Here is a 24518-nt window from a genome sequence, read left to right as displayed (position 1 = left end):
CGTACGTGAAAGAGTCATCACCCGAACGGATTCGGTCTGCCCGTGGGTCCGGGTGGAGTGCCGGGAGCCGGCGGGTTCCCGGGATGTCCCCGTCCCCCATAACCCCGTCCCCCATAACCCGGACCCCCATAACCGGGACCCCCATAACCCGGACCACCGGGAGGTGGCCCGAACGGGTTCGCGGGCGCGCCGCCACCGGATCCGCCGCCCCCGAAGGGATTTCCGGGCCCCGACTGCGGTGCCGGACGCTGATCCTCGGGAACATTGCGCAGCGCGTCGGCGCGCAGCTGCGGCAACACCCGCGGCAGGTATTCGGTGACGTCGGCGACGAGCCGGTCGATCACCTCGCGGCCCGCGTCGCCGCCGACCAGCAGGACCACGGTGGCCTCCTGTTCAGGACCGCGCGGGTCGTGCAACACAAACCAGGTGTTGTGCACGGCCAGCGGCAGCCGCGCGTCGGGGGTGGGGCCGGTCCGGTCACCGGATCGGCCGGCGGCCCCGGCCATGCCCGGCGCACTCGCCACCACATATCCGGTACCGAACGGGGACCGGCCGATCCGGGCCCGCAACGTGATCCCGCCGAGATCGAGTTTACGGGTGGACGACACGATACCCGGCACGAGCCGCACGAACTCGTCGTCGCGGACGGCGAACGGGGCGCCGCCACGGGTGACCGCGGACCCGTCGAGGCGGACCTGGATCTGTTCGGCCCGCAACGCCCGCCCCGGAATCCGCGCGGTCAGCCATTTGGCCAGGTACAGCACGAGCAGCGGGATGAGCGGGCCGAGGATCAGCCCGACGATCAGCGCGATCGCGAAACTGGTGGTGTTGAGCGGCTTCTGCAATGCGGCGGTGAACGGCACCTCGGTGGCGATCGGTTCGGCACCGGCCCGGTCGGGTCCGAGCAGCAGCCGCAGAGTGCCGTTGACATCGCCGTTGACGGCGGTGGGCACCGCCAGCCGCAGGGTGATCCCGCCCTCGGCGCCGTCGGCGACCGTGACGCACGTGTCCTGCGCGCGGGCATCGGAGGTGACGGCGAGGCCATCGGTGCCGTCGGGGGCCGCGATGACCGTGCTCTTGTCGAGCCAGACGCAACCCGGACCGGTCACCGTGAGGGTGGCGGTCGCGGTGCCGTTTCCCTCGAAGGTGCCGAAATCGACCGTGCCGCCGACCTTCGGATACCCGACCGGCGGGTCGATCGTGACCGGCAGCTCCACCGTCGACGGTGACAGCGCGGTGCCCGGCACGAGGGTGCCGTCGTGGTCGCGGGCCGAAGCGGTGGTGACCGCGAGGGTCATCCGCAGCGTGGCGCGGCCGGGGGCCACCGAGCCCAGGTCGAGCCGCTGGGCATCGGCGATCTCGCGTTTGGGCACCTCCCGCGCGATCGTCACCGAATCGCTCCCGTCCTGCCGGTGTGCCTCGGCGGGAACGAGTTCGGTGGTCAGCCTCGCGGTGCCGGGGATATCCGCGGGCTCGATCTGCTCGCCCGTGCCGTTGCGCAGGCCGAAGGTCATCTCGACCGTGTCACCGGAGCGCAGGGCGGTGTTCTTCGGGCCGAGCCAGGTGGGTGCGAGATCGCCGCGGATATGAATCTGCGATCTGGTCCTGGCGGCGGACTCGGTGTCCGGGGCGATGAACACCAAGGCCCATGCACCCCGCCACTGGTCGGCCCGCGGGTTGGTCATGCGGATCGCGACGGCCTTGTCGCCGGGGAAGCTGTAGCCGACCTTCACTCCGCCCACCGTGACATCACCGCCCTCGGTGCCGGCCGTCGGGTTTTCGTCGACTCCGCCCACCGTGACATCACCGCCCTCGGTGCCGGCCGTCGGGTTTTCGTCGACTCCACCCACCGTGACATCACCGGATCTGCCCGCGGCCATCCGCGTTTCGGTGCCGTCCGGCGACACGAGCACCGGGGTCAGACCGGTGCGGTCGGCGCTGGCCAGGATGTTGACACTGCCGACCGACGAGTCGAGCACAAATCGATGTTTGCCCGAGTCGCACACCTTGACCGCACACGCGCCGGCCTCATCGGTCAGCGGCGGCTGCCCCGGCGTGCTGAGTTTGTCGAACGCGAACAGCAGTTCGTCGATGTTGTCGGCGAGGTAGAAGTCGCCGGGCACCGGGCTGAGCACGTCGCCGCAGGCACCGGTGGAGGTCTTTTCGCCGGTCGCGATGGACTTGAGCAGATCGAAATCGGCCTCATCGACGTCCTTGCCCGCCAGGCCGATCGCGACGGTGATGATGTCGGACGAACGCACCTGGTCGACGAGTCCACCGGGACGGCACAGGCTGGTCCTGGCCGCCTCCACCATCGTCGCGCGGTCCTGCTCCGTGTTGAGGGACACGCCCGGCGCGTACGGTTTGTCGGCGTTCGACCGGATGGTGAAGTCGAGTTCGCCGTCGGTGAACCAGGCGATCATCCGGCACGGCGGTGCGTCACCGGACTGCATCGTCGTGCGTGCGCCGTCGAGCGCCAGCCAATAGTCGGTGTCGGTGCCGCCGGTCCGGTCGGCAAAGCCGTCCAGGGCCGAGGTGAGCGAACCGAGCGAATCCTTCGACAGCCTGGTCCAGCCCTTGCGCTCGGTGTAGGTATCGGAGAACCCGGCGATCGCCACGTCGAGGGACGCCCCGGTGTCGTCGGCGTAGGTGCTGAGCTGTTCGGTGAGGAATCGGGCGGCCGTGACGCGCGCGGCGTCGGGGTCGGTCGAGGCGAGGCTGCGCGACTCGTCGACCAGCAGCAGCACACGGCCGGTTTCGCCGCCGGCCACGCATGCGCCGAACCTGTCGACCCCGGACTGCCCGGGGTCGGGTGCGGCGAACGCGGCGGGTGCCCCGGTGAGCACGACCAGGAATGTGGCCAGGATCGTCGCGACGGCGACCCCGAACCGCCCCGTCACACTGGTTGAGCTGCGGGCACGCGCACGTTCGCCCGTCGACCGGCGGAGCCGGATCCCATGCCTGTTCACCGGCGTCCCACCCAGATGGCGAAACCGCAGGCACCGACGATCACACCGGCCGCGACCAGCACCATCACCGCCGCATAGGCAGCCATGATCCAGCCGGGACGCAGGTACACCGCCGACGTACGGCGCAGGGTATCGCGCGAGGAGAACAGGGCCACCACGCCTATCGCGACGGGACCGGCCAGCAGCCAGCCGATCAGGGCCTGCCAGTGATCCCAGAACAGCACGCCCACGACGGTCCCGGCGGCGGCCAGCGTTCCGGCCACCGCCAGCAGCGCGGCCGGCGGCCCGACCGGGGTCAGATCGGTAGTCGGCGCACCCACCGGACCGGGGGCCGGTGACGTCCCGGAACCCGGAAACCCAGAACCCGGAGACCCGGGGCCGAACGGCGACTGCCCGCCCGCGGGCGTGAACGGCCCGGGGCCGAAGGGGCCGGGTGGCGGACCGACCGGGCCGCCACCGGGCGGACCGAACGGCGACCGCGCGCGGCCGTCGTTGCTCGCGGGGCCGCCGCTGCTGGGGCCAGGCCCAAAGGGATTACCGGAAGACACCTTCGCATCGTTCCACATCGGACCGACACGGTGGCGTTGCCGACGCCGGATTTGAGCCCTTCGATAGTCAACGTCCCAGAGGTCAACGTCCCAGAGGTCAACGTCCCACGGGACGCCCTGCGCTACTGGTGCTGGCCGAGTTGCTGACTGATCTGCGCGTTGATCTGTTGCAGCCCCGGAACCGACAATCCCGGCAGCTGCCCCTGGATCGAGCGGATGATCGAGCTGTCGTTGATGACCTTCTCGCTCGACTGCACCAGAACGGTCCCGGCGCCGGTGAAGTCGAACTGCCGTTCCTCGCCCGAGTTCACCCCCATCCGCCGGCCGGCGGCGGCGATGAAGTCGTTGACCCACGCCTCGTCGTAGTGATGGCTCGGCGACGGACAATCGGCCCAGCCCACAAGAGCTTCCGGATCGACGCGGACCGGCGGCTCGACAAACATCACCGGACCGTTGGAGGAGGCCAGGAATTTGCCGGTGCCGATCAGGGTGACAAAGCCCGGCACGATCGACTGATTGAGCGACAGCGTCGGCTGGAACGCCAGCAGGTTGGCGGCCCGGATCGTGAGATTGCCGTCGTCGAGATCGTAGGCGTTGATGTCGTAGCCGCGGTCGCCGATGACCAGTTTGCCCTGACCTTCGGCGACGATGAAATCCACCAAATGCAAAGGAGCGGAAAACTTTTCCGCCACCATCTGCAAGAGATGCCCTTGCAGTCCGTGCTGCAGCGAAGTGAACCGCATCTGCCCGTAGTAGGCGATCATCGCCCCCTTGGACATGAACCACGGCTGGTTCAGGTCGATGGAGAAGGCGTACTGGTTGCCCTCGATGTTGTCGTCGGCGGGCAGGGTGTGCGGATTCCACACCGTGTTGTAAACGCTCACAGTCGATTCTCCACTCACAGCTTCTGTTCTGATGCCTGCACGTACACCACGCCCTGTCCGGTGCATTCGAGCTGCATGGACTCGCCGCCGCCACGGCCCACATTGCGCCAGCTCATCGCCGATTTGAGCGTCGAGCTGACCTGACCGGCGGAGGCGACGAATGCCTGCGGATCGACGAACACCGGCCGGTTCGGATTCACCGGCAACTCAAAGATGCCCCCGTGCCCGAGGAGGACGGCGCTGCCCGCACCCATCAACTGGGTGGTGAACATGCCCTGACCGGTCATCGCACCCGACGCCGCGTTACGCAGCGCGCCGAACAGGCCGCCGCCACCGCCGCCCGGCTGGCCGCCCGCCCCGGAGGCCACCGACACCACCGACGCCTGAACGCCCGCGGTGTAGGCGAGCAGCCGGGACGCCTCCACGCGCATCTGCCCGCCCACCGAACCCAGATCCACCACCAGCGCCTCGATGCCGCGGAATCCGTAGTGCACCACGCCGCTGCCCTGCGCGATCATCGTCGCCTCGTGTTCGCCGGAGAGCATGCGCCCGGCCATGCCGCCGAATCCGCCACCGCCCCCAAAACCTCCTGCGCCGCCACCCATGCCGGGCACCTGGTGGGGCTGGAAGTGCACCTGGCCGGTGTAGAAGAGCATCGCGCCGCGCCGCGCGACGACCGGCCCGGAATGCGCCAGGTTGACGGAGACGACCTTGCTGTTGACCGCTGTGAACATCACTCGCCCTCCTATCGTTCGGCCGGCTGGATGGATACGACGCCGGTACCGGCCCAGCGCAGCGAGAACGCCTCCCCGCTGCCCTGCCCGACCATCGTGCGCCACGACACGTCGGTGTCGAAGGACTGCGTGAGCTGGCCCCGGGCGCACACGAACGCGTCCGGATCGACGACGAGCGGGTACTGGGGACTCACCTCCAGGTGGATGAGCGGACCGCCACGCGAGAGCAGCGCCACCTGCCCGTGCCCGCTCACGGTGGTGGTGAACAGGCCCTGGCCGCTGCTCGCACCGCGAACACCGGCGAAAGTGACATTGGTGGACAGGTTTCCGGCGAGCAGCATCAACTGCTCGGACTCCACCTGCAGTGCTTCCCCGTTCAGGTCGAGGATCGACACCTCCGCGGCGTCGTGCGCGAAGTACACCACGCCCTGCCCGGTGCATTCCATCAGCGACAGCGATTCGCCGGTCGCCTTCTGTTTGAGGCCGGCCACCACGCCCGCGCCGCCGCCGAAACCCGCCGATTTGAATGTGACCTGACCTTCGTAGGCCACCATCGAGCCACTCAGCGCACGCACCGACGTACCCGCCAGATGCGCTTCGAGTACCCGTTTGGATCGTTGTACCAGTTGCACAATCCCGATAGTGACATACCCACAGGCGTCTGAGGACAGTGCGGGACCGATACCCGCAGGTCGCGTCGACTGTCCGATCGACGGCGCCCGCACGTGGCACTCCGGGCGGGCACCGGGCATTGGATAGCATCGTGCCGTGGCCGGGAACTTCGTCAGACGCATGTTCGGGGGCCGAACGCGCGCGCAGGAGTCGCGCACCCGCGAACAGCTCGACGCGCTGACCGACAAGTTCCTCGACTCCGAGCGCCAACTCTCACAGATCGATATCGCCGTCGGGCTGGCCCGCCAACTCGACCCGAACACGCGGACGACCCGCGACTGGCAGTCGCTGCGTGACCGGCAACTGCAGATCGTCACCGAGTACCTGCGACTCACCGCGACGCCCGACCCCGGGGCGCGCGACCGGACCCCGCCACCGACAGCGGCCGAGATCGCCGCCTGCACCACCGCGATCGACGCCCTCTCGACCGATATGAGTGGCTTCGCCCAGCACCACCACGACGAACTGACCGCGGCCTCCGGGGCCGGCAGCCTCGCCCACCAGGAGACTCATCGGGCGAGGGTGGCCGCCCACGAGAGTCTTGCCCAACTCGAGCGGGCACCTGACGGGATCCGCCGGCTCCGTTCGGTCGAGTCGGCCGCGCGCACGGTGCGTGAGGGTCTGTCACGGCTCGAGGTGGCCGCCACTCTTCCCGAGCGGCGGCGTGCGGCCGCGGCCCTGTCGGCGAACGCGCACCGGCTGCGGGCGGCGGTCACCGAGGCGGTGACGCTGCCCGAGCAGGCCGACCGGGTCATTCGGTCGGTGGAAACCCGGATGTCGGCGATCGGCAACCGGGCGGGTGCCCTGCCCGATGCGCTGTCGGGGTTGCTACGCGAGTTCAGCAGTGCCTGCTCGGCCGATCTACGCGACAACCGGCGTGAGGTGGACCGCCATCTCACCGACGCCCGCGACGATGTCGAGCAGGCCCGCCGGCACGTGCGCACCGACCCTGACGTGGCGATCGAGGACGCCGGACGGGCGCGCGAGCATCTCGACTCCGCCGAACGGGCGGTCGATCAGGTGCTCGACAGGCTGCGCACCCTGCGCGATGTACGCGCCGATCCCGCAGGACACGAACGCAAGGTGAGATTCCGGTTGCGCGACGCCCAACAGTTTGCCGTCAATCACGCACTGGTTGACGATTGGGGCTCGGTGCTCGACGCTCAGGGCGACCGTATCGACCGGGCCACCACTCTACTGACTCGGATACACTCCGACTACTGGGCGTACTGGACCGAGCTGCGCGCGGTCGACGCCCGGATCACCGAGATCATCGACCGCATGAGAGGACAACTCGCCAAGACATGAGCACGCCCCGACTCCGGCACTTCCGCCATCTCGATGACGACGTGATCGATCACCTGTTCCTGCATCGCCCCCGGCCGGTCGGGCACGACGATGCCACGCGCGTCCTGGCGCTGGCGCTGGGGGCGACGCTGTACGTCCCCGGTGACCGCGACGATCTGGCGGGCACGATCGGCAGACGATTCGCCGGCGGGCTTACCTCGATGGTCATCGACCTCGAGGACGCCGTCGCCGATCACGACGAGGATCACGCCGCCGCCTGCGCCGTGGCGGCCCTGGACGAGCTGGCCGGTACACCGGCCGCGGCGATGCTGTTGTTCGTGCGCACCCGCAGCCCGGAACGGATCCCGAAGATCGCCGCCGAACTGGGTGCCGGCCGCACCGCGCTGTCGGGCTTCGTGTTGCCCAAATTCACCGCGGCCGCCGCCCACGACTGGCTCGACGCCGTGACGCGGGCCTCGCAGGTGCTCGACAAGAAGCTCTACGCGATGCCGGTGCTGGAGTCACCGGAGATCGTGCACCGCGAGACCCGGGACACCGAACTCGCGCGGATATCCGAGTGCCTCAACACCTATCGCCGGCATGTGCTGGCCGTGCGGATCGGCGCCACGGACATGTGCGGGATGTTCGGCATCCGCCGTGACCGCGACCTGACCATCTACGACGTCCGGGTGGCCGCCGACGCAATCGCGAGCATCATCAACTATCTCGGCCGGTGCGACGGCACCGGGCATGTGGTCACCGGCCCGGTGTGGGAGTACTTCGCCGACCACGAACGGTTGTTCCGGCCGACGCTGCGGCAGACCCCGTTCGCCGAACACGACGCGGTGCTGTTCCGCCAGCATCTGGTGAGCCGCGATATCGACGGGCTGCTACGCGAGATCGCGCTCGACCGGGCCAACGGCATGCACGGCAAGACCGTCATCCATCCCACCCACGTCGCGGCTGTGCACGCCCTTTCGGCGGTGACCCACGAGGAGTACCACGACGCCGTCGACATCATCGGCGGGCAGGCTGGCGGCGTGCGTCCGTCGACATACCGCAACAAGATGAATGAACTGAAACCGCACCGTCATTGGGCACAGGCAGTGCTCGACCGGGCGCATGTTTTCGGCGTGACCAATCCAAACATCACCTTCGTCGACCTCCTGACGGCGCTGGTTCCGGCGTGAGCGCCGGGATCGATCGCGATACCGGCCGGACCTGGGTGGGCGAGGCATTCGCGGTACGGCTCGAGGGTGAAGGGGTCGGCGACCTGGTGCGTCTGGGCCTGCGCCGCAATCCCAAACGGGCACATCTGCTGGTGTCGACGGTGCTGGGCAAGCACATCCCCACCGACCCGGCGCTGGTACGCGGTGCCGCCGACCGGCTCGCCGACCTCGTCGTCGACCGCATCGGGACGGAATTATCCGCTACGGCAACGGTACTCGGCTTCGCCGAGACCGCCACCGGACTGGGACACTGCGTCTCCGACCGGATGGGCGCGGCCTGCTACCTGCATTCGACGCGCCGGCGCGGCGACGGGGTCACGGTCACCGCGACGTTCGAGGAGGGGCATTCGCACGCCACCACCCACCTGATCGAACCCACCGACGCCGCACTGTTCGCCCCCGACGATCCCGCCACCGAGGTGCCCCTCGTTCTGGTCGATGACGAGATATCCACCGGTGCAACGGCTCTGGAGGCCATCGCGGCCCTGCACGAGCAGTATCCGCGGCCGTTCTATGTGGTGGCCTCGCTGGTGGACATGCGTGACGCCGGGCAGCGGCGACAGTGCGAGACCGAGGCCGACCGGCTGGGGGTGCGGGTCGACTTCGTGGCCCTCGCGCACGGAAGCATCGACCTGCCGGCCGGGTTCACCGAGCAGGTGTGCGGACTCGCCGCACCGCGACTCAACCCGGCCGGCCCGGTCGCCGGCCGGCTCACCACGGTACGGACGCCCTGGCCGGCCGGCGTCCCCGACGGCGGTCGGCACGGGTTCCTCCGCGCCGACGCCGCACCGTTCGACGAGGCCGCCGTCGCGGTGAGCAGCGCGGCGGCGGCGCCGCTCGATCCGGCGTCGCCGGTGGTGGTGATCGGGCACGAGGAGTTCATGTACCTGCCACTCTGCGTTGCCGAACATCTTGCACAGGAGGGATTCTCGGTGACCTACCAAACCTCGACGCGCTCACCCGCGTACGTCCTGGACGAGCCCGGATATCCGCTGCGGCGCGGCTTCGAGTTCCCCGCCCCCGAGGGCGACCACACCGCCAAACGGTATCTGTACAACGCGCTGGCACCGGGGGAGGCGGCCGATCCCGGCGCCTCGCAGGTGGTCTTCGTGTGCGACCGGCCCGCCGACACCGACGAACTGTACGCGCCGGGCGGCCTCACCGACGTCCTCACCCGTTCCGGGCACGATGTGGTCGTGGTCGTGGTGGACACGCCTTCCCAACGGTCGCTGCGCATGTCCCGGGAGGTGGCCCGTTGAGCACACCGACCACACCGCCCCTGTCCGGCCCGGAGTTCGGCTCGTACGGCCCGGACGAGGTGACCTGGCTGCTCAAGGACCTCTCACACGTGGCGCTCGAGGGCGCCATCGCCGACCGGGAGAAGGCCATCCAGTCGGGTCGGGCGCACTACGCGGAGTCGCTGCCGGTGGAGTTTCAGCCCGACGCGGAGTACCAGAAGCTGTTTCGCACGACGCTGTCCGAGAGCGCCGACCGCCTGGCCGTCGCCATCGGTGCCGTCACCGATCTGCTGATCGCCGACCGCGGCACCGACCTGACTCTGGTGTCGTTGGCCCGGGCGGGCACCCCCGTCGGCATCCTGATGCGCCGCTGGGCCGGTCGCATACACGGGCTCGACCTGCCGCACTACACCATCTCGATCGTGCGGGATCGCGGAATCGACTCGGTGGCACTCGATTACATCACCGGTCGGCATCGCCCGGAGTCAGTGGTGTTCGTCGACGGCTGGACCGGCAAGGGTGCCATCGCCCGGGAACTGAGCGCGGCCCTGGCCGGATACGCCGCGGCGGGTGGCCCGGCGCTGTCCGACGATCTGGCCGTCCTGGCCGATCCAGGGTACTGCGTGCGCACCTTCGGCACCCGCGACGACTTCCTCATCGCCTCGGCGTGCCTCAACTCGACGGTGTCGGGGCTGGTGTCGCGCACCGTGCTCAACAGCGACCACATCGGTCCCGGTGAGTTCCACGGCGCCAAGTTCTACCGCGAGCTGGCCCCCTATGATATGTCAAATCTACTGCTGGACACCGTCACCGATCGTTTTTCCGCGGTCCGGGAGGCCGCCGCGCACCAGTGCGCCCAGGTACTGGCCACCGATCGGGAGCCGACGTGGGCGGGCTGGCGGTCCATCGAACAGGTCCAGCATCGGTACGGCCTGGGATCGATCAATTTCGTCAAACCCGGAGTCGGCGAAACCACCCGCGTACTGCTGCGCCGGGTGCCGAGGAAGATCCTCGTCGACGCGCCCGATCGCCCTGAACACGAACATATCCGGCTGCTGGCCGCCCAGCGTGAAGTGCCCGTCGAAGTCGTCGACAGGCTGGCGTATTCGTGCGTCGGACTGATCAAGGAGAGCACCGAGTGACCATCCCGCTGATCGCCACCGACCTGGACCGCACGATGATCTTCTCCGAGGCCGCGATGGGCCCCGAACAGTTCGGGCGCCTCGACCTGCGCTGCGTGGAGATCCATGAGGACGCGCCGCTGTCGTACATGACCGCCGACGCGGTGAACATGCTCGGCAACCTGGCCGCGACGGCCCCCGTAGTTCCGGTGACCACCCGAACTCCCAAGCAGTACAAGCGCATCGAGCTTCCGGGGAGCCCGTTTCGGTACGCGGTGGTGTCCAGCGGTGGGCGGATCATCACCGACGGGGCGGACGACAAGCGCTGGCGGACGCAGATCGACGCCCAACTGTCGGATGCGGGCGCCGATCTCGACACGGTGGTAGCCGAACTGACGTCGCGGATCGACCGGTCGTGGGTCAAGAAGTTGCGCATCGCCGACGACCTGTTCTGTTACATCGTGGTGCACACCGAACGGCAGCCCGCCGGATTCATCGCGGAGTGGACGGGCTGGTGTGCCGAGCGCGGCTGGACCGTCTCCCAGCAGGGCCGCAAGATCTACGCCCAGCCCGCCACCGTCACCAAGAGCGCGGCGCTGGCCGAGGTACGCCGCCGCCTCATCGACGACGGCGCCCTCGACGCCTACGCGCCCGTGCTCGCCGCCGGTGACGGCCTGCTCGACGCCGACATGCTCGAGGCCGCCGATCGCGGCATCCGGCCCGCGCACGGCGAACTGCACGAGCTCGGATTCCACCGTGAGCACGTGCGGGTCACCGCGACCGCCGGCGCGCTGGCAGGCGAGGAAATCCTGTCCTGGTTCCACGCCGCGATACCCGGTACGGGCGCCGCCTGAACCGCAACGCCCGACCCACCACGCCGCACATGCCCGATTCCTGATTAGGGTGGTGGCAACCACCCGCGCGCCGACACCCGAGGGAGCCACCACCGTGACCGCATTGTCGAAGGGCCAGAATGCCCCGCTGCCGACACCCGAGGTAATCGTCTCCATCGACGTCGGCGCCTCGGCGGATGTGTCCGCGTTGCTGGTCACCGCCTCCGGCAAGGTGCGCACCGACAACGACTTCGTGTTCTACAACCAGACCACCGGTCCCGGTGTGCGCCTGCTGCCGGGTGCCGGACTGTCGCAACTGCATATCAGCACCGGCCAGATCCCTGCCGAGATCGATGCCGTCCGGGCCGTGATCACCCTCGACGACGCGACGTCGTCGTTCGGCCGGTTCGCACCGCCCACCGCGCGGGTCGGCGACAGCTCAGGCCGTGAGCTGTACTCGTACACGATCGGCGAGCTCTCGTCGGAGTCGGTGGTGATCGCGCTGGAGATCTATCGCCGTAACGCGGACTGGAAGGTCCGGGCGGTCGGGCAGGGTTATGCGGGTGGCTTCGCCGACCTGGTCCGTGACCACGGTGTGAGCGTCGACGACACACCCGCCGCGCCGCCGGCCCCGTCCTACCAGCAGCCACCGGCCCAGCAGCCGCCCGCGCCGCCGTATCAGCAACCGCCCGCGCCGTCGTACCAGCCGCCGCAGTCGTCCTACCAGCCGCCGCAGTCGTTCCCGCCGCCGGCCGGTTACGGCGCTCCGCCCGCGGCCGCCGGAGCTCCGCCGGAGGTCAACCTGAGCAAGAACCGGCCGGTCAGCCTCGTCAAGGGGCAGAAGGTGACGTTACGCAAGGACGGCGGCGTCAAACTGACCGACGTGCAGATGGGTCTGGGCTGGGATCCGGCGCAGGCCAAATCGATGTTCGGCCGCAGCCGCGCCAGTTCCATCGACCTCGACGCGTCGGTGCTGATGTTCTCGCAGGGCCGCTGCGCCGATGTCGTCTACTTCGGTCACCTCAAGAGCGAGGACTTCTCGATCCAGCATTCGGGCGACAACCTCACCGGTGAGGGCGACGGCGACGACGAGGTGGTGAGTGTCGCGCTGCAGAACGTGGCTCCCAGCATCGACGCCCTCGTCTTCATCGTCACCTCCTACCGCGGCCAGACCTTCGAGGAGGTCGACAACGCCTACTGCCGCCTGGTCGACATGACCACCGGCGCCGAGCTGGCCCGCTACACCCTGCGGGGCGGGATGCCGTTCACGGGTGTGACGATGGCGGTGATCAAACGCGAGGGCGGCGACTGGAAGCTCACCGCCATCGGCGAGGGCTTCCAGGGCAAGACCCCGAAAGACGCTCTGCCACACGTGCAGAAGTACGCGTAGTGGTCGGTCACCGGCCGGTTTGCCGGTGGTACTACCAGTATTCCTGCGAGATGACGGTGCCCCACGGGTTCCGGATCTGCAGGCCGGCCGGACTGACCCGGTAGCTGTACCCGTTGTTGTAGGCGTAGAAGGTGCGCACTTCCTCGTCACGGGGAACACTACGACCGCTGCCTAGGTGTTCGTCGTCATACCAGAGGCCGTCAGCTGATCGAAGGAGAGCATTCGGTTGACCGACACGCCGAAACGGTCCCCACGGCAGCACCTATGCCGTGGGGACCGAATGGTGGAATCGATCAGCCGAGAGCGTCGTACAGGGCAGTCTCCAGCTCGAGGTACCTGGTGAACGACGTCGGGTCACCGAATGGCAGGATCTGGGTGGCCCAGTAGCCGCCGTAGCCGTTCTCGCGGTCGATCCAGTAGAACAGATTCGCCAGCCCCGCCCAGCCCTGCGCACCCGCAGGACGTCCGGTCGGGGCCTTCTCGTTGTTGATCATGAACGGCAGCGACCACGACTTGGACTGCCCGGGGAAGAACTCGGCGTCGTTGGACAACGACGGGATCACTCCGGGCAGCGCGGTCACCGGAAGATCGCCGAGATGATTGCGCAAGGCCATCTCGACGGTCGATTCGGCCAGCACCCGGCCGTTTTCGCCCGCACCGTCGTTGAGCCACATACGGATGAACTTCATGTAGTCGCCGACGGTGCCGTACAGGCCGTGGCCGCCCATGTCGACCTCCGGCGGCGACGGCAGTTCCAGATCCATCGGGGTGAGCGAACCGTCGTCGGCGCGACTGTGGATCTGCGCCAGCCGCGGCCGGAAGTCAGCGCGCAGCTCGAAACTCAGATTCTCTATGCCGAGCGGGGCGAAGATCTTGTCGGCGAATACCTTTCCGAGTCGGTCACCGACGATCCCCTCGACGACCTGACCCACCCAGTCCAGGTTACTGCCGTACTGCCAGCGCTCACCCGGATCGAACAGCAGCGGCGTGTCGAGCGCGGCCGCCGTCGCGGTGATGACACTGGGCTGGCCGTGTTCCACGGCCAGCCGGCAGTAGTTGACGTCAAAGAAATCGTATCCGAAACCGCCTGTGTGCGTGAGAAGCTGGCGGGTGGTGGGCTGCGACCTGGGTGCGCGCTGAACCGGGTTGCCGGCGTCGTCGAACCCTTCGAGCACCTGCAGCTCACCGATCTTGGGCGCGTATTCGGCTGCCGGTGCGTCGAGATCGAGCCGACCGGCCTCGACGAGTTGCAGGGCCGCCGTCGCGGTGATCGCCTTGGTGGTGGAGAAGAGGGCGAACACATCGTCGGTGGTGATCGCGTCGTCGGTGCCGACACGGCGCACACCCGCGGCCCCCTCGTAGAGGTTGCCACTGCGGTCGGTCACCATCGCGACAACGCCGGGGACACGGGCATCGCCTTCGGTGGCCGCGGCCAGGACGGCGTCGGCGGCCGAACCGAATGCGGTGCGATCGATTGCCTGGGAGACACTGGTCATGATCGGAAATCCCTTCACAGAAGTCGGGGGCTGGTCAGCTGAACTGGAAACTCTTGTAGCCGGCAGCCGCGTCATCGAGCGTCGCCTGCCGGTAGGCGCCGACCCCGCCTGTGTAGGAGAGCACGCGGCGCGGCTTTCCGGGCACGTTCGCACCGTTGTACCAAGAATCTGTCCGACTGAACAGGGTGGCACCTGCCGTTTCGTCGTGGTGCGCGACCCAGACCTCCTCCCCTTCGGCGGTCGGTTCGATCACCGACTTGCCGTGCGCACGCATGTACCTGACGGCCTCGGAGATCCATTCGGCCTGATGCTGCAGGCAGGTGGTCATGTTGCACAGCGCCGCCGACGGCGCGAGTGGGACGGCGGTGGTCAGCAGGTTCGGGTAACCGTGCACCATCAGGCCCATGGTGGTGCGGATGTCGCGACCCCAGTCCTCGGTGAGCGAACGTCCATCCCGGCCACGGATGTCGATCCGGGTCAGCGCCCCGGTGCCGGCATCGAACCCGGTGGCCATGATGATCACGTCGAGTTCGTGCAGACTGCCGTCCTCGAGCACGATCCCCTCCGGGACGATGCGGGCGATCGGGTTGTTGCGCACCGGAACCGCGGTCACATTGTCGCGGTGATACACCTCCAGGTAGTCGGACTCGAGTGGAACCCGGTGACTGCCGAAGCTGTAGTCGGTGGGGATGAGCAACTCGATGAGGTCGGAATCCTTGAGCCGCGCCCGCATCTTCTCGCGCACGAATTCGGAGATCTCCTCGGCGATCGCGGGGTCGAAGAACAACTCGGAGAACGAGGCCAGCCACAGCTGGAGCGATCCGCCGGCGTAGATCTCCTCCAGGCGCTCGCGGCGCTGGTCGGGAGTCAGTTCCTCCCAGGTGTCGGTGAAGTCGTATTCGAACCCGGTGAACGTGTTGGGCAGGTTCTGCCGGAACTCCTCGAGCCGGGACTGGTACCAGGCGACGTCCTCGGGGCCGTACGGGGTGTTCTTCATCGGCAGCGCGTACTGCGGGGTGCGGATGAACACCTCCAGCTCGGTGACCTGGTCGGCGATGGTCTGTACAACCTGGATGCCGGTCGCGCCATTGCCGATGACGCCGACCCGTTTGCCGGCGAAGTCGATACCTTCCTTCGGGTAGCGGCTGGTGTGCACCAGGGTGCCGGCGAAGTCGTTCTGCCCGGGAAACAGATCGGTCATCGGCGCCGACAGCATGCCGCAGCAGGTGACCACGTACTGGGTGTCGATGGTGTCACCGGTGTCGGTGGTGACCAGCCAGCGGCCGGTGTCCTCGTTGAACACCGCGCTGTCGATGCGGGTGTCGAACTGGATGTCGCGACGCAGGTCCAGGGTGTCGGCGACGTAGTTGAGCCACCGCTCGATCTCCTCCTGCCCGGGGAAACGGCAGCTCCAGCTCCAGTTCCGGTACAGGTCCTCGTCGAAAAGGTACTGGTAGATGTAGGCTTCGGAGTCGAACTTCGCGCCCGGATAGCGGTTCCAGTACCAGGTGCCCCCGACTCCGGACGCGGCGTCGTATGCCCGTACGGACAGTCCCTGCTCGCGCAGCAGGTGCAGTTCGTACAGGCCGGCGACGCCTGCCCCGATGACGAGTGCGTCCAATGTTGTATCGGCCATGGCGGCTTCTCCTTCGAGTGATGCGGGTCACGTAGTGGACGATCTTCGCGGTGTCTCAGCACGCCGTGGTGTCCCAATCTGGGACATCCGGACTGACCGTTCGGATGGGTGCGCGATGCACCGATAGGCGGATAATCGGATGTTGTGCGCCACGTCACACCGGCGGCACGCCCATCCGGTGGGCCGCCCGGCGACGACCGGAACGACCGGTCACGAAGGGAGGCCACCGGCGACGATGTCCGACACCTATGGGCAACAACTGCGGGTGGCCGCGGCCCGGGCCGACTTCCTCGAGTACGGACCGGAGGGCGCGGCCGGCGTCGACGATATGGTTGTGGCATCGTGGCGGCGCAGCCTGTCCGCCGGGGTCGACGTCGATCATCACCGCGCCACCTATCACGCCGACATCGACTTCGACTCCCGACTGGCACGCTGCGCACGGCCGGTGATCGAACGGCTCACCGACGACATGACCGACATCCCGGTCACTATCGCGCTGACCGATTCGGCGGCCCGCATCATCGACCGGCGCGACGGTTCGCCCGCGGTCGGCAGGATCCTGGACCGGGTGGAGTTCGCACGCGGATACTCCTACGCCGAGGGCGGGGTCGGCACCAACGGGGTGGGTACCGTGTTCGAGGTCGGTGCACCGGTCACGGTCATCGGTTCCGAGCACTTCACCCAGTCACTGGTCCAGTTCGCCTGCACGGGGGCGCCTGTCATCGACCCGCTGACCCGGCGGGTGGCCGGTGTCCTGGATGTGAGCACCCTGGCCGAGAGCTGGAATCCACTGGTCACCGCGCTGGTACGGTCGGCCGCCGCCGACATCTCCCGCAACCTGCTGTACGACCGGAGCCAGGCCAAACGTGCTGTGTTCGAATCATTTCTGCGCGCCGACAACAGATTCCGCCACGCGGTGGTGGCCGTCGGGAAGTCCGGCCCCACCCCGGGTGCGGGCGGGACGGTGATGCTCAACGACCGGGCCCGGGCGCTGCTCGGCGACGACGCCCAGCAGAAGGTGACCCAGTTCGCCGAGTATCTCGCCGAAAAATGCGACAGCTCAGCGCATTCGATGCCTCTGGCGGACGGCCGCAGGATCCGGCTGCGCGCCCACCCCGTCACCTGCGGGCCCGATATCGTCGGGGTGGTGGCTGTGTTCGACGACGAGCGTTCCGCACTGCCCGCATCCCCGGACAGCCCGCGGACCTCGCAGCGGCCACGGACCCCCGACCGCCCGGCCGGCGATGAGCGCGGGCCGGTCGCGGAGCGGACCCCGGGCACTTCGGCGGGCAATGCCGGTTGGGCGGCCGCCGCAGAGGAGTTCACCCGTGCCGTCCACGCGCATGAGGGCGTGTTGATTCTGGGCGAATCAGGTTCGGGAAGAACAACACTGGCTGCCGACACGTTCCGGGGTGTGTATGAGCTCGGGGAGGTGATCGTGCTTGACGCGGTGCATCTCGACGACGTCGGGGCACCCGGGACGCCTGAGAGCGCGGGCCTGCTGGTGCTCCGCCACGTCGACAAGGTCGGACCGGACGCCCTCGGCACCCTCACCTCCGTCATCGACCGCGCCCGCGGGGCCGGCTACCAGGTGGCGGTCACCGCCGAACCCGTGCGCGAGGGTCCGGCCGTTCACGCGGCACTGCTGGGACACCTGAACCGCACCGTGCTGGTGCCGCCGTTGCGGCTGCGCGGCGACGAGTTGCCCGGACTGGCCGGGAATCTTCTGAAACAGCTTTCCCCGCAGGGTAAAAGCCGGATCGGACCGGACGCGCTGGAGGTCATCCGGGGGTACGCGTGGCCGGGCAACATCCCCCGGCTACGCCAGGCACTGATCCACGCGCTGCGCAGCCGCCCGGTCGGCGAGATCCAGGCCGGCGACCTGCCGGGATTCTGCCGGACCACCTCCACCCGCAGACTCACCACGCTCGAGATCGGTGAACGCGACAGCATCATCGCCGCGCTCGCCGAACACGACGGCAATCGGGTGCGGGCCGCGGCGGCGCTCGGAATCTCCCGCAGCTCGCTGTACCGCAAGATCGGCGCATACGGGCTGTCCGGGGTATAGAACCCATCCGGGATACCCGACCGGCATCAAGCCGTCCGGAAATTTCACACCGGAGCGTAGCCAGACCTCGGAACCATGGCACATATCAGGCAATTCGGACATATGGGATCCCTGGGCATAGTCGCAGGCCCAGACCATATCCGGTCGGTGATTAATGTTAGGCTCACCTACATTCTGGTGGCGTATCGGGGATCGCCGCCGCGACCATGGGGACCGTCAGGAGATGTGACGTTGAAAGTTGCTGTCATCGGGGCCGGGCCATCGGGGCTGACCACCATCAAACAACTGCGCGACGAAGGCCACGAGGTGGTCTGCTTCGACAAGAACGGCGGCGCGGGCGGTATCTGGTATCGCGACGACGTGGATCAGGACAACCCCGGCCAGGACAACCCGGGCCAGGACGTCGCGGGCCAGGACGTCGCGGGCACCGACCACCACCAGACCACCAAGGCCTACGACAGCCTGTACCTGACCATCTCGATGAAGATGATGGCCTTCTCGGACTACCCCTATCAGGGTCCGCAGCGCGTGTTCTACACCCGCAGCCAGTACCTGGAATATCTGCGAGAATACGCCGACAGGTTCGGCATCCTGGAGTGCATCCGATCCAGCAGCGAAGTCACCGACCTCACCCGCACAAAGTCCGGCTGGACGGTCACCGCCCGTACCTCGGGAACCGAGACCCGCGAGGACTTCGACGCGATCGCGTTGTGCTCCGGGCCTTTCCAGACCCCCAACCGCGACATCCCCGGCCTGGAGAATTTCACCGGCGAGATCATCCACTCCGGCGAGTACCGGGACGCCGAGCGGTTCCGCGGCAAGCGGGTCCTGATCGTCGGCCTGGCCGAATCGGGCGCCGACCTGGTCCGTGAGGTCGGCGAGGTGGCGCAGGCGTGCACGCTGTCGATCCGCTCGTACACATGGCTGCTGCCACGCGTGTTCAACAGCACCAAGAGCACCGACAACGGCACCGTACGTTCGCACGTTCATGAGATGCTGCGCCGCTCCAGCGAATACCCGTTCGTCTACGAGTCGTTCTGGGGCCGCAGCGCCGTCGCCAAGTTCCTGTTCCTGGCGGCGTCCGTGGTCTACGGCGTGGCCACGACCGTCGCGGCTGTCGTCCGCAAGCTGCTGGGCAAGGAGTTCGCCCAGCCCAAACTCAATCCCTTCGGCGCACCGGCCGATCCACCGATGCTCGATCTCAACACCCCGCACACCGACGAGAACTGGGAGATGATCCGCACCTGGAATCACCGTTCGCAACCGGACGGCAGCTGGTGCCAGCGCAGCATCTTCTCCAAGAACGTCACCTTCATCCCGAGCCTGGTGAACGGACAGGTGGTCCTCAACGACGCCGGTATCGACGGTTCCGACGGCGCCACCGTACGTTTCAAGGACGGCACCACGCACGACTACGACGCCGTCGTGCTGTGCACCGGGTACCGCCGCACCGAGCAGTTCCTCGGCGATCTCACCGTCAAGGACGCCAATGTGCGCAATCTGTACAAGCACTTCTTGCACCCCGAGCACGCCGGCACCGCCGCGGTCATCGGGCTGACCCGGCCGTTCTCCGGCGGTGTGCCCATCTGCGCCGAGATGCAGGCCCGCTACTTCGCCCGGGTGCTGAGCGGAAAGCTCTCGGTGCCCAAGGATCTCGACAGGAGGATCGCCGCCGAGAAGGCATGGGAGGAGCACTTCACCGCGCTCAGCCCGCGGCACACCGAAGCGATTCCGTCGCAGGTGATCTACCTGGATGAGCTGGCCCGGGAGATCGGCTGCCTGCTCCCCTGGTGGAAGCTGGTGCTCAACCCGAAGCTGTTCATTCAGGTGTGGTTCGGCAGTTTCAACCAGTCCTGCTACCGGATCGTCGGACCGCATAACCTGGGCAAGGCCGCCGTCGATGACCTGTACTCGGAACCGGTGGAAAACCGGCGATTCGTGGCCTGGGACATGTCGGTGCTGCAATGCGCACCCAAGCGCATGCACCCTCGCGACATCATGTGACGGCTCGGCCCCCGGTCACCACACCGGCCGGGGGCCGGCCTCCGCGGCGAGGTCGTCGAGCATCTCGGTGAACGAGTGCAGCGCGTCCGGGCCCCAGCTGCCCTCCAGTCGCGCGACCTCCGCCGCCGCCGCCCGCGATGCGGCGAGCGTGACCTGCCGCCCCTGGTCGGTGAGTTCGATGATCGAGGCGCGTCGATCCGTGGGGTCGGGCCGACGATGCACGTAACCGTTGCGGACAAGCGTGTCGACGATGGCCGAGGCGGACTGTTTGGTGATGCCGAGGTGTTCGGCGATCCGGTTGACCGAGGCACCGGTGCCGGAGATCCGCGCGAATACCAGCCCGTGCACCGGCCGCAGCCCGGGATGGCCGGCGGCCACCACAGCGCCGTTGATCCGTTCGGCGACGGCGGAACCGGCCCGCATCAGCAGCAGCGACAATTCCTCCGCGTGAACCGGATCCCTTGACATATGGACAGTTTAACTGACTTAATTATAGTCAGTTTGACTGTCTATCTACTTCAGCCACTCCCGGAAGGATCCCGGCATGCCAGTTCTCACCATGGCCGACGCGCGACCGCACCACCTGCACGGCGCCCGATTCGAATCGCTGGTAGCGCCGTCGTCCGGCAGCACCGAACTGTGCGCGTGGCGGACCACCGTCGCGGCCGGAACCCACGGACAACCGCACACCATCGACCACGAGGAGGTGCTTCTCGTTCTCGCCGGCACCCCCACCGTCACCCTCGACGGCACCCCGACGTGCCTCGCACCCGGATCGGTGATCTTCGCCCCGGCCGGCATCGACATCCGCCTCGACAACGACTCCGACGAGCAGGCGCAACTGTGGGTGACCACCGTCGTCGGACTGACGGCGTCGACACGGTCCGGCGACCGGATCGTGCCACCCTGGACCCTGTAGGCCCTGGTCGGGTGGCCGGCACGGCCCACCCGAAGGCCATCGCCATAACACAACACGCCGTTATTTAATATCTCCAACTTTCTTGTTTGCTGACGTACCATCACCGGGGGTTCGCGCAGCCGTGCGGACCCGACCGACAGATCGACCGGAACACGTAGGGGATTTCATGCATCAGGTCTTTCGACGCTCAGCCGCAACCGCAGCCGCGATTGCTGCCACCACACTCATCATCGCCGGGTGCAGCGACGACGATGACGACAGCAGCAGTTCATCATCGGCAACCTCGTCGGTATCGGCCTCGACCGACGCCTCCACGGACACATCGGGCAACGCCTCGGCCGCCGAGGACGTGAAGCTCGAATCCGCCGACGGCACCGAGGTCACCCTCACCGGCGCCATCGCGGCCAAGTTCACCGCCGCCACCGACCAGCAGAGGGCCGATCTGGGCAAGCCGCTCACCGGTGACGATGCCTCCGGCACCAGCGACAGTGGACTCACCTTCCAGCAGTTCGACGGCGGCGTGATCTCTTCCACCGGGGACAGCGCCTTCATCACCTGGGGCAAGATCCGCGACGCCTGGAACGTCAAGCGCGACGACACCGGCGTGCCGTCGGAGTCGGGCAAGGGCGGCTCGACCGGCCCACTCGGCGCACCGACGAGCGATGAGACCGACGAAGGCGGACTCAAACAGTCGACATTCGAGAACGGCAAGATCACCTGGGACCCCGCGACCGACACCATCGAGGTGACGGTCAAGGACAAGGTTGTCGCGGCGGAATAGCCTACGCCACAACAACTTCACACCGCACAAGGCCACACCCCCGCGACCGCCGGGGTGTGGCCTTGCGGCCTTCGGAATCCTCAGCCACCCGAAACGACGGAATGGTCTTGCGCTGCTGAAAGTGATACGAAGATGAACGCTGTTTTGATCGACGACACAGTGTGATCCACGACAACGGGAGGTACAGACGATGGCGTCACGTTTCCGAAAAGCAGTGGTCCCGGTGGGGCTCGGATGTATCATCGCCGCATCATTGACCGCCTGCGGAAGCGACGATTCGGATTCCGACTCGACCGGGAACACCTCAGCAAACTCCACCCAGTCGTCGAGTGACGGCCAGGCTTCCCTGGAGTCCGCGTCAAAGGCACTGTCCGCCATGGGGCTGAATTGCGTCGGGCCCGCCGCACTCGACACCGAATCGGCCGTCTCGCTGCAGTGCACCGACGGCCCCCAATCGACCGACATCCGACTCAACCTCAAGAAGGATGTGCCCAACGCCACCGAGGCGGCCCGCACCTGGTTCGAAAGAATCGAGGGCGGGAAGGTCGACGACGAGTCGCTCCTACAACGACTGATCGACAACGACGGCACGATCGGTGTTCTGGAAACCGCTGACGTCGTCGGCTCCTGCTACGCCGCCGGCGCCGACCAGTGCACGTCAATTGCCACGGAGAACGGCTGGACCTACACCTCCGCCGCGGACCTGGCGAAGGAACTGAACGAGTCCACGGGTTAGATAGAGCCACGGGTTAGATAGAGCCACGGGTTAGATAGAGCCACGGGTTAGAAGGGCATCGGCGGCGACGCTGAACCGGATCGACATCACGTGCGGCAGCAAGCCCGAAGAGATCTCCACGGATTCGGCGGTCGACTGCGACAACGCCCTGCTCACCGTCGGCAACAACATCGGCGACGTCAAATAACCCCTACCGGTGGGTTTCGCATGCGGCGGCCGTCGACTAACTTGAAACCAGGTTCAGGTCAGTCGAAAGGGCACCTCATGGATACAACAACGCTGTTTTCACTCGAAGGCCGGAGCGCCCTGGTGACCGGCGGCTCCCGCGGCATCGGAAAGATGATCGCCGAGGGACTGCTGCGCCAGGGTGCCCGCGTCTACATCACCGCCCGCAAGGCGGAGGCTTGCGACGAGGCCGCCAGGGAACTGTCGGCGATCGGGCCGTGCGTCTCGCTGCCGGTCGACGTGTCCACAACCGAGGGCATCGACGAACTCGTCAAGGCGTACTCGGCACACGAGAAATCCCTCGACATCCTGGTCAACAACGCGGGGGCCGCCTGGGGCGCGGGGTTCGACGAATTCCCCGAAAGCGGCTGGGACAAGGTGATGGACGTGAACGTCAAGGCACCGTTCTTCCTCACCCAGCAACTCAAACCGCTGCTGCTGGCCGGTGCCGCCAACGGGCATCCGGCCAAGGTCATCAACATCGCCTCCATCGACGGTCAGTCACTGAACCCGATGGAGACCTACTCCTATCACGCCAGCAAGGCCGGTCTCATCCATCTCACCAAGCGGATGGCGGTGCGATTGGCACCCGAGGGCATCATCGTCAGCGCAATCGCGCCCGGCGCCTTCGCTTCCAACATGAACAAGGAGGCGCGCGACCACGCCGACGTGGTGAAGGACTTCATCCCATCCGGTCGCGTCGGGGTTCCCGAGGACATGGCAGCTGCCGCGATCTACCTGTCCTCGCGCGCCGGTGATTACGTCGTCGGGTCGACGATCACCGTCGACGGCGGCGTGAACGTGGCGCGCTGACCACCGCGCTCAGAGCGCTCCCACCCGGCAAAACCGGCCGGCGGGCCTAGAATGACTGAAGTCCCTGTCTGCCGGCGAAAGAAGCACACCCATGACTGCCGCCCTCACCCCGGAAGCCGAGCAGTCGGTCGACGACATCGCCCGACGGTACGGATTGTCCACCGACGCGGTTGTGGCCATGCTGTATGCCGTCAACTCCGGCGGCGGCACCATGGCACAGTTCTCCATACCCGAGCTCGGCGGTTCCGGCCAATGGATGCGCGGTGGAATGACCATGGTGGGCAACATGTTCGACAACGCGCTCAAAGCCCGCGTGGACGGCCTGTGCAATGAGCTGTCACAGCTACTCGCCACCACCGTCGTATTTCCGCCCGCCGCCACCTCGCCGGCCGGCGGGTTCACCGCCAACAACTGGTGGCCGGCCGACCTCGGGGTTCCCAGTTCAACGGGGGCGCAGAACGGGTCGCGCTACGCGGTCTTCCCGTCAACAGCCCGACTGGCCGTCGAATCCAATGGTGTGACGAGGGTGTACGACACCGGTCAACACCAGATCGGCGGCGTCCAGCAGCAGCAGGGCGGGCCGGCCGGAACGGTCTCGTTCACCAGCCAGTTCGGCACCTTCGACACCACCGGCCTGGTCGAGGTGACCGGCGGTCAGGTGGCGGCGGCACCGGTCGCGGCATCTGCGCCCGAACCTATCCCGTATGCCGAACCCGGGACATACAGCGAACCCGGGACATACAGCGAACCCGCACCACAATCGGTGGCCGGTACCGCGACCGCTCCGACAGGTGGTCCGGACGACATCTTCACGGCCATAGAATCGCTTGCGGGACTGCATCAGCGGGGAATCCTCACCGACGAGGAGTTCGCGGCAAAGAAATCTGAACTGCTCGGCCGGCTGTAGACGCGTCGAGGGCAGATTACCCTCGGGG

The 24518-nt window shown here is 67.5% G+C and carries 21 protein-coding genes; 13 read left to right on the top strand and 8 right to left on the bottom strand.

The genetic code is table 11. The annotated features are described in order from the left end of the window. Positions 1-17 precede the first annotated feature (17 nt). From GII31_RS00820 to GII31_RS00800, 5 genes are all read right to left on the bottom strand, one after another. A complete protein-coding gene (locus tag GII31_RS00820; RefSeq protein WP_213245915.1) occupies positions 18-2900 on the bottom strand; it encodes a vWA domain-containing protein in 2883 nt (960 codons plus the stop codon). A gap of 65 nt (positions 2901-2965) precedes the next feature. After that, positions 2966-3289 (bottom strand): hypothetical protein, encoded by a 324-nt coding sequence (locus tag GII31_RS00815; RefSeq protein ID WP_213245913.1) that lies wholly within the window; start codon positions 3287-3289, stop codon positions 2966-2968. Between the two features lie 350 nt (positions 3290-3639). Next, positions 3640-4401 carry an AIM24 family protein gene (locus GII31_RS00810; RefSeq protein ID WP_213245911.1) on the bottom strand — a complete coding sequence of 254 codons (762 nt, stop codon included), beginning with the start codon at positions 4399-4401 and terminating at the stop codon, positions 3640-3642. A gap of 14 nt (positions 4402-4415) precedes the next feature. Then, positions 4416-5135 carry an AIM24 family protein gene (locus GII31_RS00805; RefSeq protein ID WP_213249627.1) on the bottom strand — a complete coding sequence of 240 codons (720 nt, stop codon included), beginning with the start codon at positions 5133-5135 and terminating at the stop codon, positions 4416-4418. An 11-nt stretch (positions 5136-5146) separates the two neighbouring features. Then, the gene (locus tag GII31_RS00800; protein WP_213245909.1) at positions 5147-5767 is read right to left on the bottom strand and encodes an AIM24 family protein; all 621 of its coding nucleotides are present in this window, start codon (positions 5765-5767) and stop codon (positions 5147-5149) included. A 136-nt stretch (positions 5768-5903) separates the two neighbouring features. On the opposite strand from GII31_RS00800, the gene GII31_RS00795 reads away from it, so the two are divergent. From GII31_RS00795 to GII31_RS00770, 6 genes are all read left to right on the top strand, one after another. Then, the gene (locus GII31_RS00795) at positions 5904-7115 is read left to right on the top strand and encodes a hypothetical protein (RefSeq protein ID WP_260840222.1); all 1212 of its coding nucleotides are present in this window, start codon (positions 5904-5906) and stop codon (positions 7113-7115) included. Next, positions 7112-8284 carry an HpcH/HpaI aldolase/citrate lyase family protein gene (locus tag GII31_RS00790; RefSeq protein WP_260840221.1) on the top strand — a complete coding sequence of 391 codons (1173 nt, stop codon included), beginning with the start codon at positions 7112-7114 and terminating at the stop codon, positions 8282-8284. Before GII31_RS00795 ends, GII31_RS00790 begins: the two co-directional genes overlap by 4 nt. Further along, positions 8281-9582, top strand: coding sequence for a phosphoribosyltransferase family protein (locus tag GII31_RS00785; RefSeq protein ID WP_407649867.1), 1302 nt, complete (start codon positions 8281-8283; stop codon positions 9580-9582). The genes GII31_RS00790 and GII31_RS00785 overlap by 4 nt, the downstream gene beginning before the upstream one ends. Continuing rightward, positions 9579-10703, top strand: coding sequence for a cysteine protease StiP family protein (locus GII31_RS00780; protein ID WP_213245905.1), 1125 nt, complete (start codon positions 9579-9581; stop codon positions 10701-10703). Before GII31_RS00785 ends, GII31_RS00780 begins: the two co-directional genes overlap by 4 nt. 35 nt (positions 10704-10738) lie before the next feature. Beyond that, the gene (locus GII31_RS00775) at positions 10739-11536 is read left to right on the top strand and encodes an HAD family hydrolase (RefSeq protein WP_246222232.1); all 798 of its coding nucleotides are present in this window, start codon (positions 10739-10741) and stop codon (positions 11534-11536) included. A 94-nt stretch (positions 11537-11630) separates the two neighbouring features. After that, positions 11631-12905 carry a TerD family protein gene (locus GII31_RS00770; RefSeq protein ID WP_260840465.1) on the top strand — a complete coding sequence of 425 codons (1275 nt, stop codon included), beginning with the start codon at positions 11631-11633 and terminating at the stop codon, positions 12903-12905. 293 nt (positions 12906-13198) lie between these two features. Here GII31_RS00770 and GII31_RS00765 read toward each other — a convergent pair whose 3' ends face one another. Both GII31_RS00765 and GII31_RS00760 read right to left on the bottom strand, forming a co-directional pair. Then, entirely contained in the window at positions 13199-14401 is a 1203-nt protein-coding gene (locus GII31_RS00765) for a serine hydrolase domain-containing protein (protein ID WP_213245901.1), read from the bottom strand. A gap of 34 nt (positions 14402-14435) precedes the next feature. Next, positions 14436-16037, bottom strand: coding sequence for a flavin-containing monooxygenase (locus tag GII31_RS00760; protein WP_213245899.1), 1602 nt, complete (start codon positions 16035-16037; stop codon positions 14436-14438). A 235-nt stretch (positions 16038-16272) separates the two neighbouring features. Between GII31_RS00760 and GII31_RS00755 the strand changes: the two genes are divergently transcribed. Further along, positions 16273-18105, top strand: a complete 1833-nt coding sequence (locus tag GII31_RS00755; protein ID WP_213245897.1) for a sigma-54-dependent Fis family transcriptional regulator — start codon at positions 16273-16275, stop codon at positions 18103-18105. Between the two features lie 231 nt (positions 18106-18336). Then, entirely contained in the window at positions 18337-20109 is a 1773-nt protein-coding gene (locus GII31_RS00750; protein ID WP_213245895.1) for a flavin-containing monooxygenase, read from the top strand. A 15-nt stretch (positions 20110-20124) separates the two neighbouring features. Here the strand turns inward: GII31_RS00750 and GII31_RS00745 are convergent, their stop codons facing one another. After that, complete coding sequence (locus tag GII31_RS00745) at positions 20125-20577, bottom strand: MarR family winged helix-turn-helix transcriptional regulator (RefSeq protein ID WP_213245893.1); 453 nt, start codon at positions 20575-20577, stop codon at positions 20125-20127. A gap of 76 nt (positions 20578-20653) precedes the next feature. Between GII31_RS00745 and GII31_RS00740 the strand changes: the two genes are divergently transcribed. From GII31_RS00740 to GII31_RS00720, 5 genes are all read left to right on the top strand, one after another. Beyond that, a complete protein-coding gene (locus GII31_RS00740) occupies positions 20654-21028 on the top strand; it encodes a cupin domain-containing protein (protein ID WP_260840220.1) in 375 nt (124 codons plus the stop codon). Positions 21029-21194: 166 nt separating this feature from the next. Beyond that, positions 21195-21809: an LGFP repeat-containing protein gene (locus GII31_RS00735; protein ID WP_213245889.1), complete on the top strand. Its 615-nt coding sequence runs from the start codon at positions 21195-21197 to the stop codon at positions 21807-21809. Between the two features lie 190 nt (positions 21810-21999). Beyond that, on the top strand, positions 22000-22545 hold the full coding sequence (locus GII31_RS00730; RefSeq protein ID WP_213245887.1) for a hypothetical protein: 546 nt from the start codon (positions 22000-22002) through the stop codon (positions 22543-22545). Between the two features lie 264 nt (positions 22546-22809). Next, complete coding sequence (locus GII31_RS00725) at positions 22810-23583, top strand: SDR family oxidoreductase (protein WP_213245885.1); 774 nt, start codon at positions 22810-22812, stop codon at positions 23581-23583. A 91-nt stretch (positions 23584-23674) separates the two neighbouring features. After that, complete coding sequence (locus GII31_RS00720) at positions 23675-24490, top strand: SHOCT domain-containing protein (RefSeq protein ID WP_213245883.1); 816 nt, start codon at positions 23675-23677, stop codon at positions 24488-24490. The last annotated feature ends 28 nt before the right edge of the window (positions 24491-24518 follow it).

The sequence above is a fragment of the Gordonia pseudamarae genome (genome assembly GCF_025273675.1).
Lineage (GTDB): Bacteria > Actinomycetota > Actinomycetes > Mycobacteriales > Mycobacteriaceae > Gordonia > Gordonia pseudamarae.
The sequence above is the reverse complement of the archived record's forward strand: the minus strand, read 5'-3'. Positions and strand labels throughout refer to the sequence as shown.

Excerpts from the sequence above, each read along its gene's own strand:
- GII31_RS00725 (WP_213245885.1), top strand. The coding sequence starts at position 22,810 with ATGGATACAACAACGCTGTTTTCACTCGAAGGCCGGAGCGCCCTGGTG.
- GII31_RS00735 (WP_213245889.1), top strand. The coding sequence starts at position 21,195 with ATGCATCAGGTCTTTCGACGCTCAGCCGCAACCGCAGCCGCGATTGCT.
- GII31_RS00755 (WP_213245897.1), top strand. The coding sequence starts at position 16,273 with ATGTCCGACACCTATGGGCAACAACTGCGGGTGGCCGCGGCCCGGGCC.
- GII31_RS00740 (WP_260840220.1), top strand. The coding sequence starts at position 20,654 with ATGCCAGTTCTCACCATGGCCGACGCGCGACCGCACCACCTGCACGGC.
- GII31_RS00760 (WP_213245899.1), bottom strand. The coding sequence starts at position 16,037 with ATGGCCGATACAACATTGGACGCACTCGTCATCGGGGCAGGCGTCGCC.
- GII31_RS00775 (WP_246222232.1), top strand. The coding sequence starts at position 10,739 with ATGATCTTCTCCGAGGCCGCGATGGGCCCCGAACAGTTCGGGCGCCTC.
- GII31_RS00730 (WP_213245887.1), top strand. The coding sequence starts at position 22,000 with ATGGCGTCACGTTTCCGAAAAGCAGTGGTCCCGGTGGGGCTCGGATGT.
- GII31_RS00765 (WP_213245901.1), bottom strand. The coding sequence starts at position 14,401 with ATGACCAGTGTCTCCCAGGCAATCGATCGCACCGCATTCGGTTCGGCC.
- GII31_RS00805 (WP_213249627.1), bottom strand. The coding sequence starts at position 5,135 with ATGTTCACAGCGGTCAACAGCAAGGTCGTCTCCGTCAACCTGGCGCAT.
- GII31_RS00720 (WP_213245883.1), top strand. The coding sequence starts at position 23,675 with ATGACTGCCGCCCTCACCCCGGAAGCCGAGCAGTCGGTCGACGACATC.
- GII31_RS00745 (WP_213245893.1), bottom strand. The coding sequence starts at position 20,577 with ATGTCAAGGGATCCGGTTCACGCGGAGGAATTGTCGCTGCTGCTGATG.
- GII31_RS00790 (WP_260840221.1), top strand. The coding sequence starts at position 7,112 with ATGAGCACGCCCCGACTCCGGCACTTCCGCCATCTCGATGACGACGTG.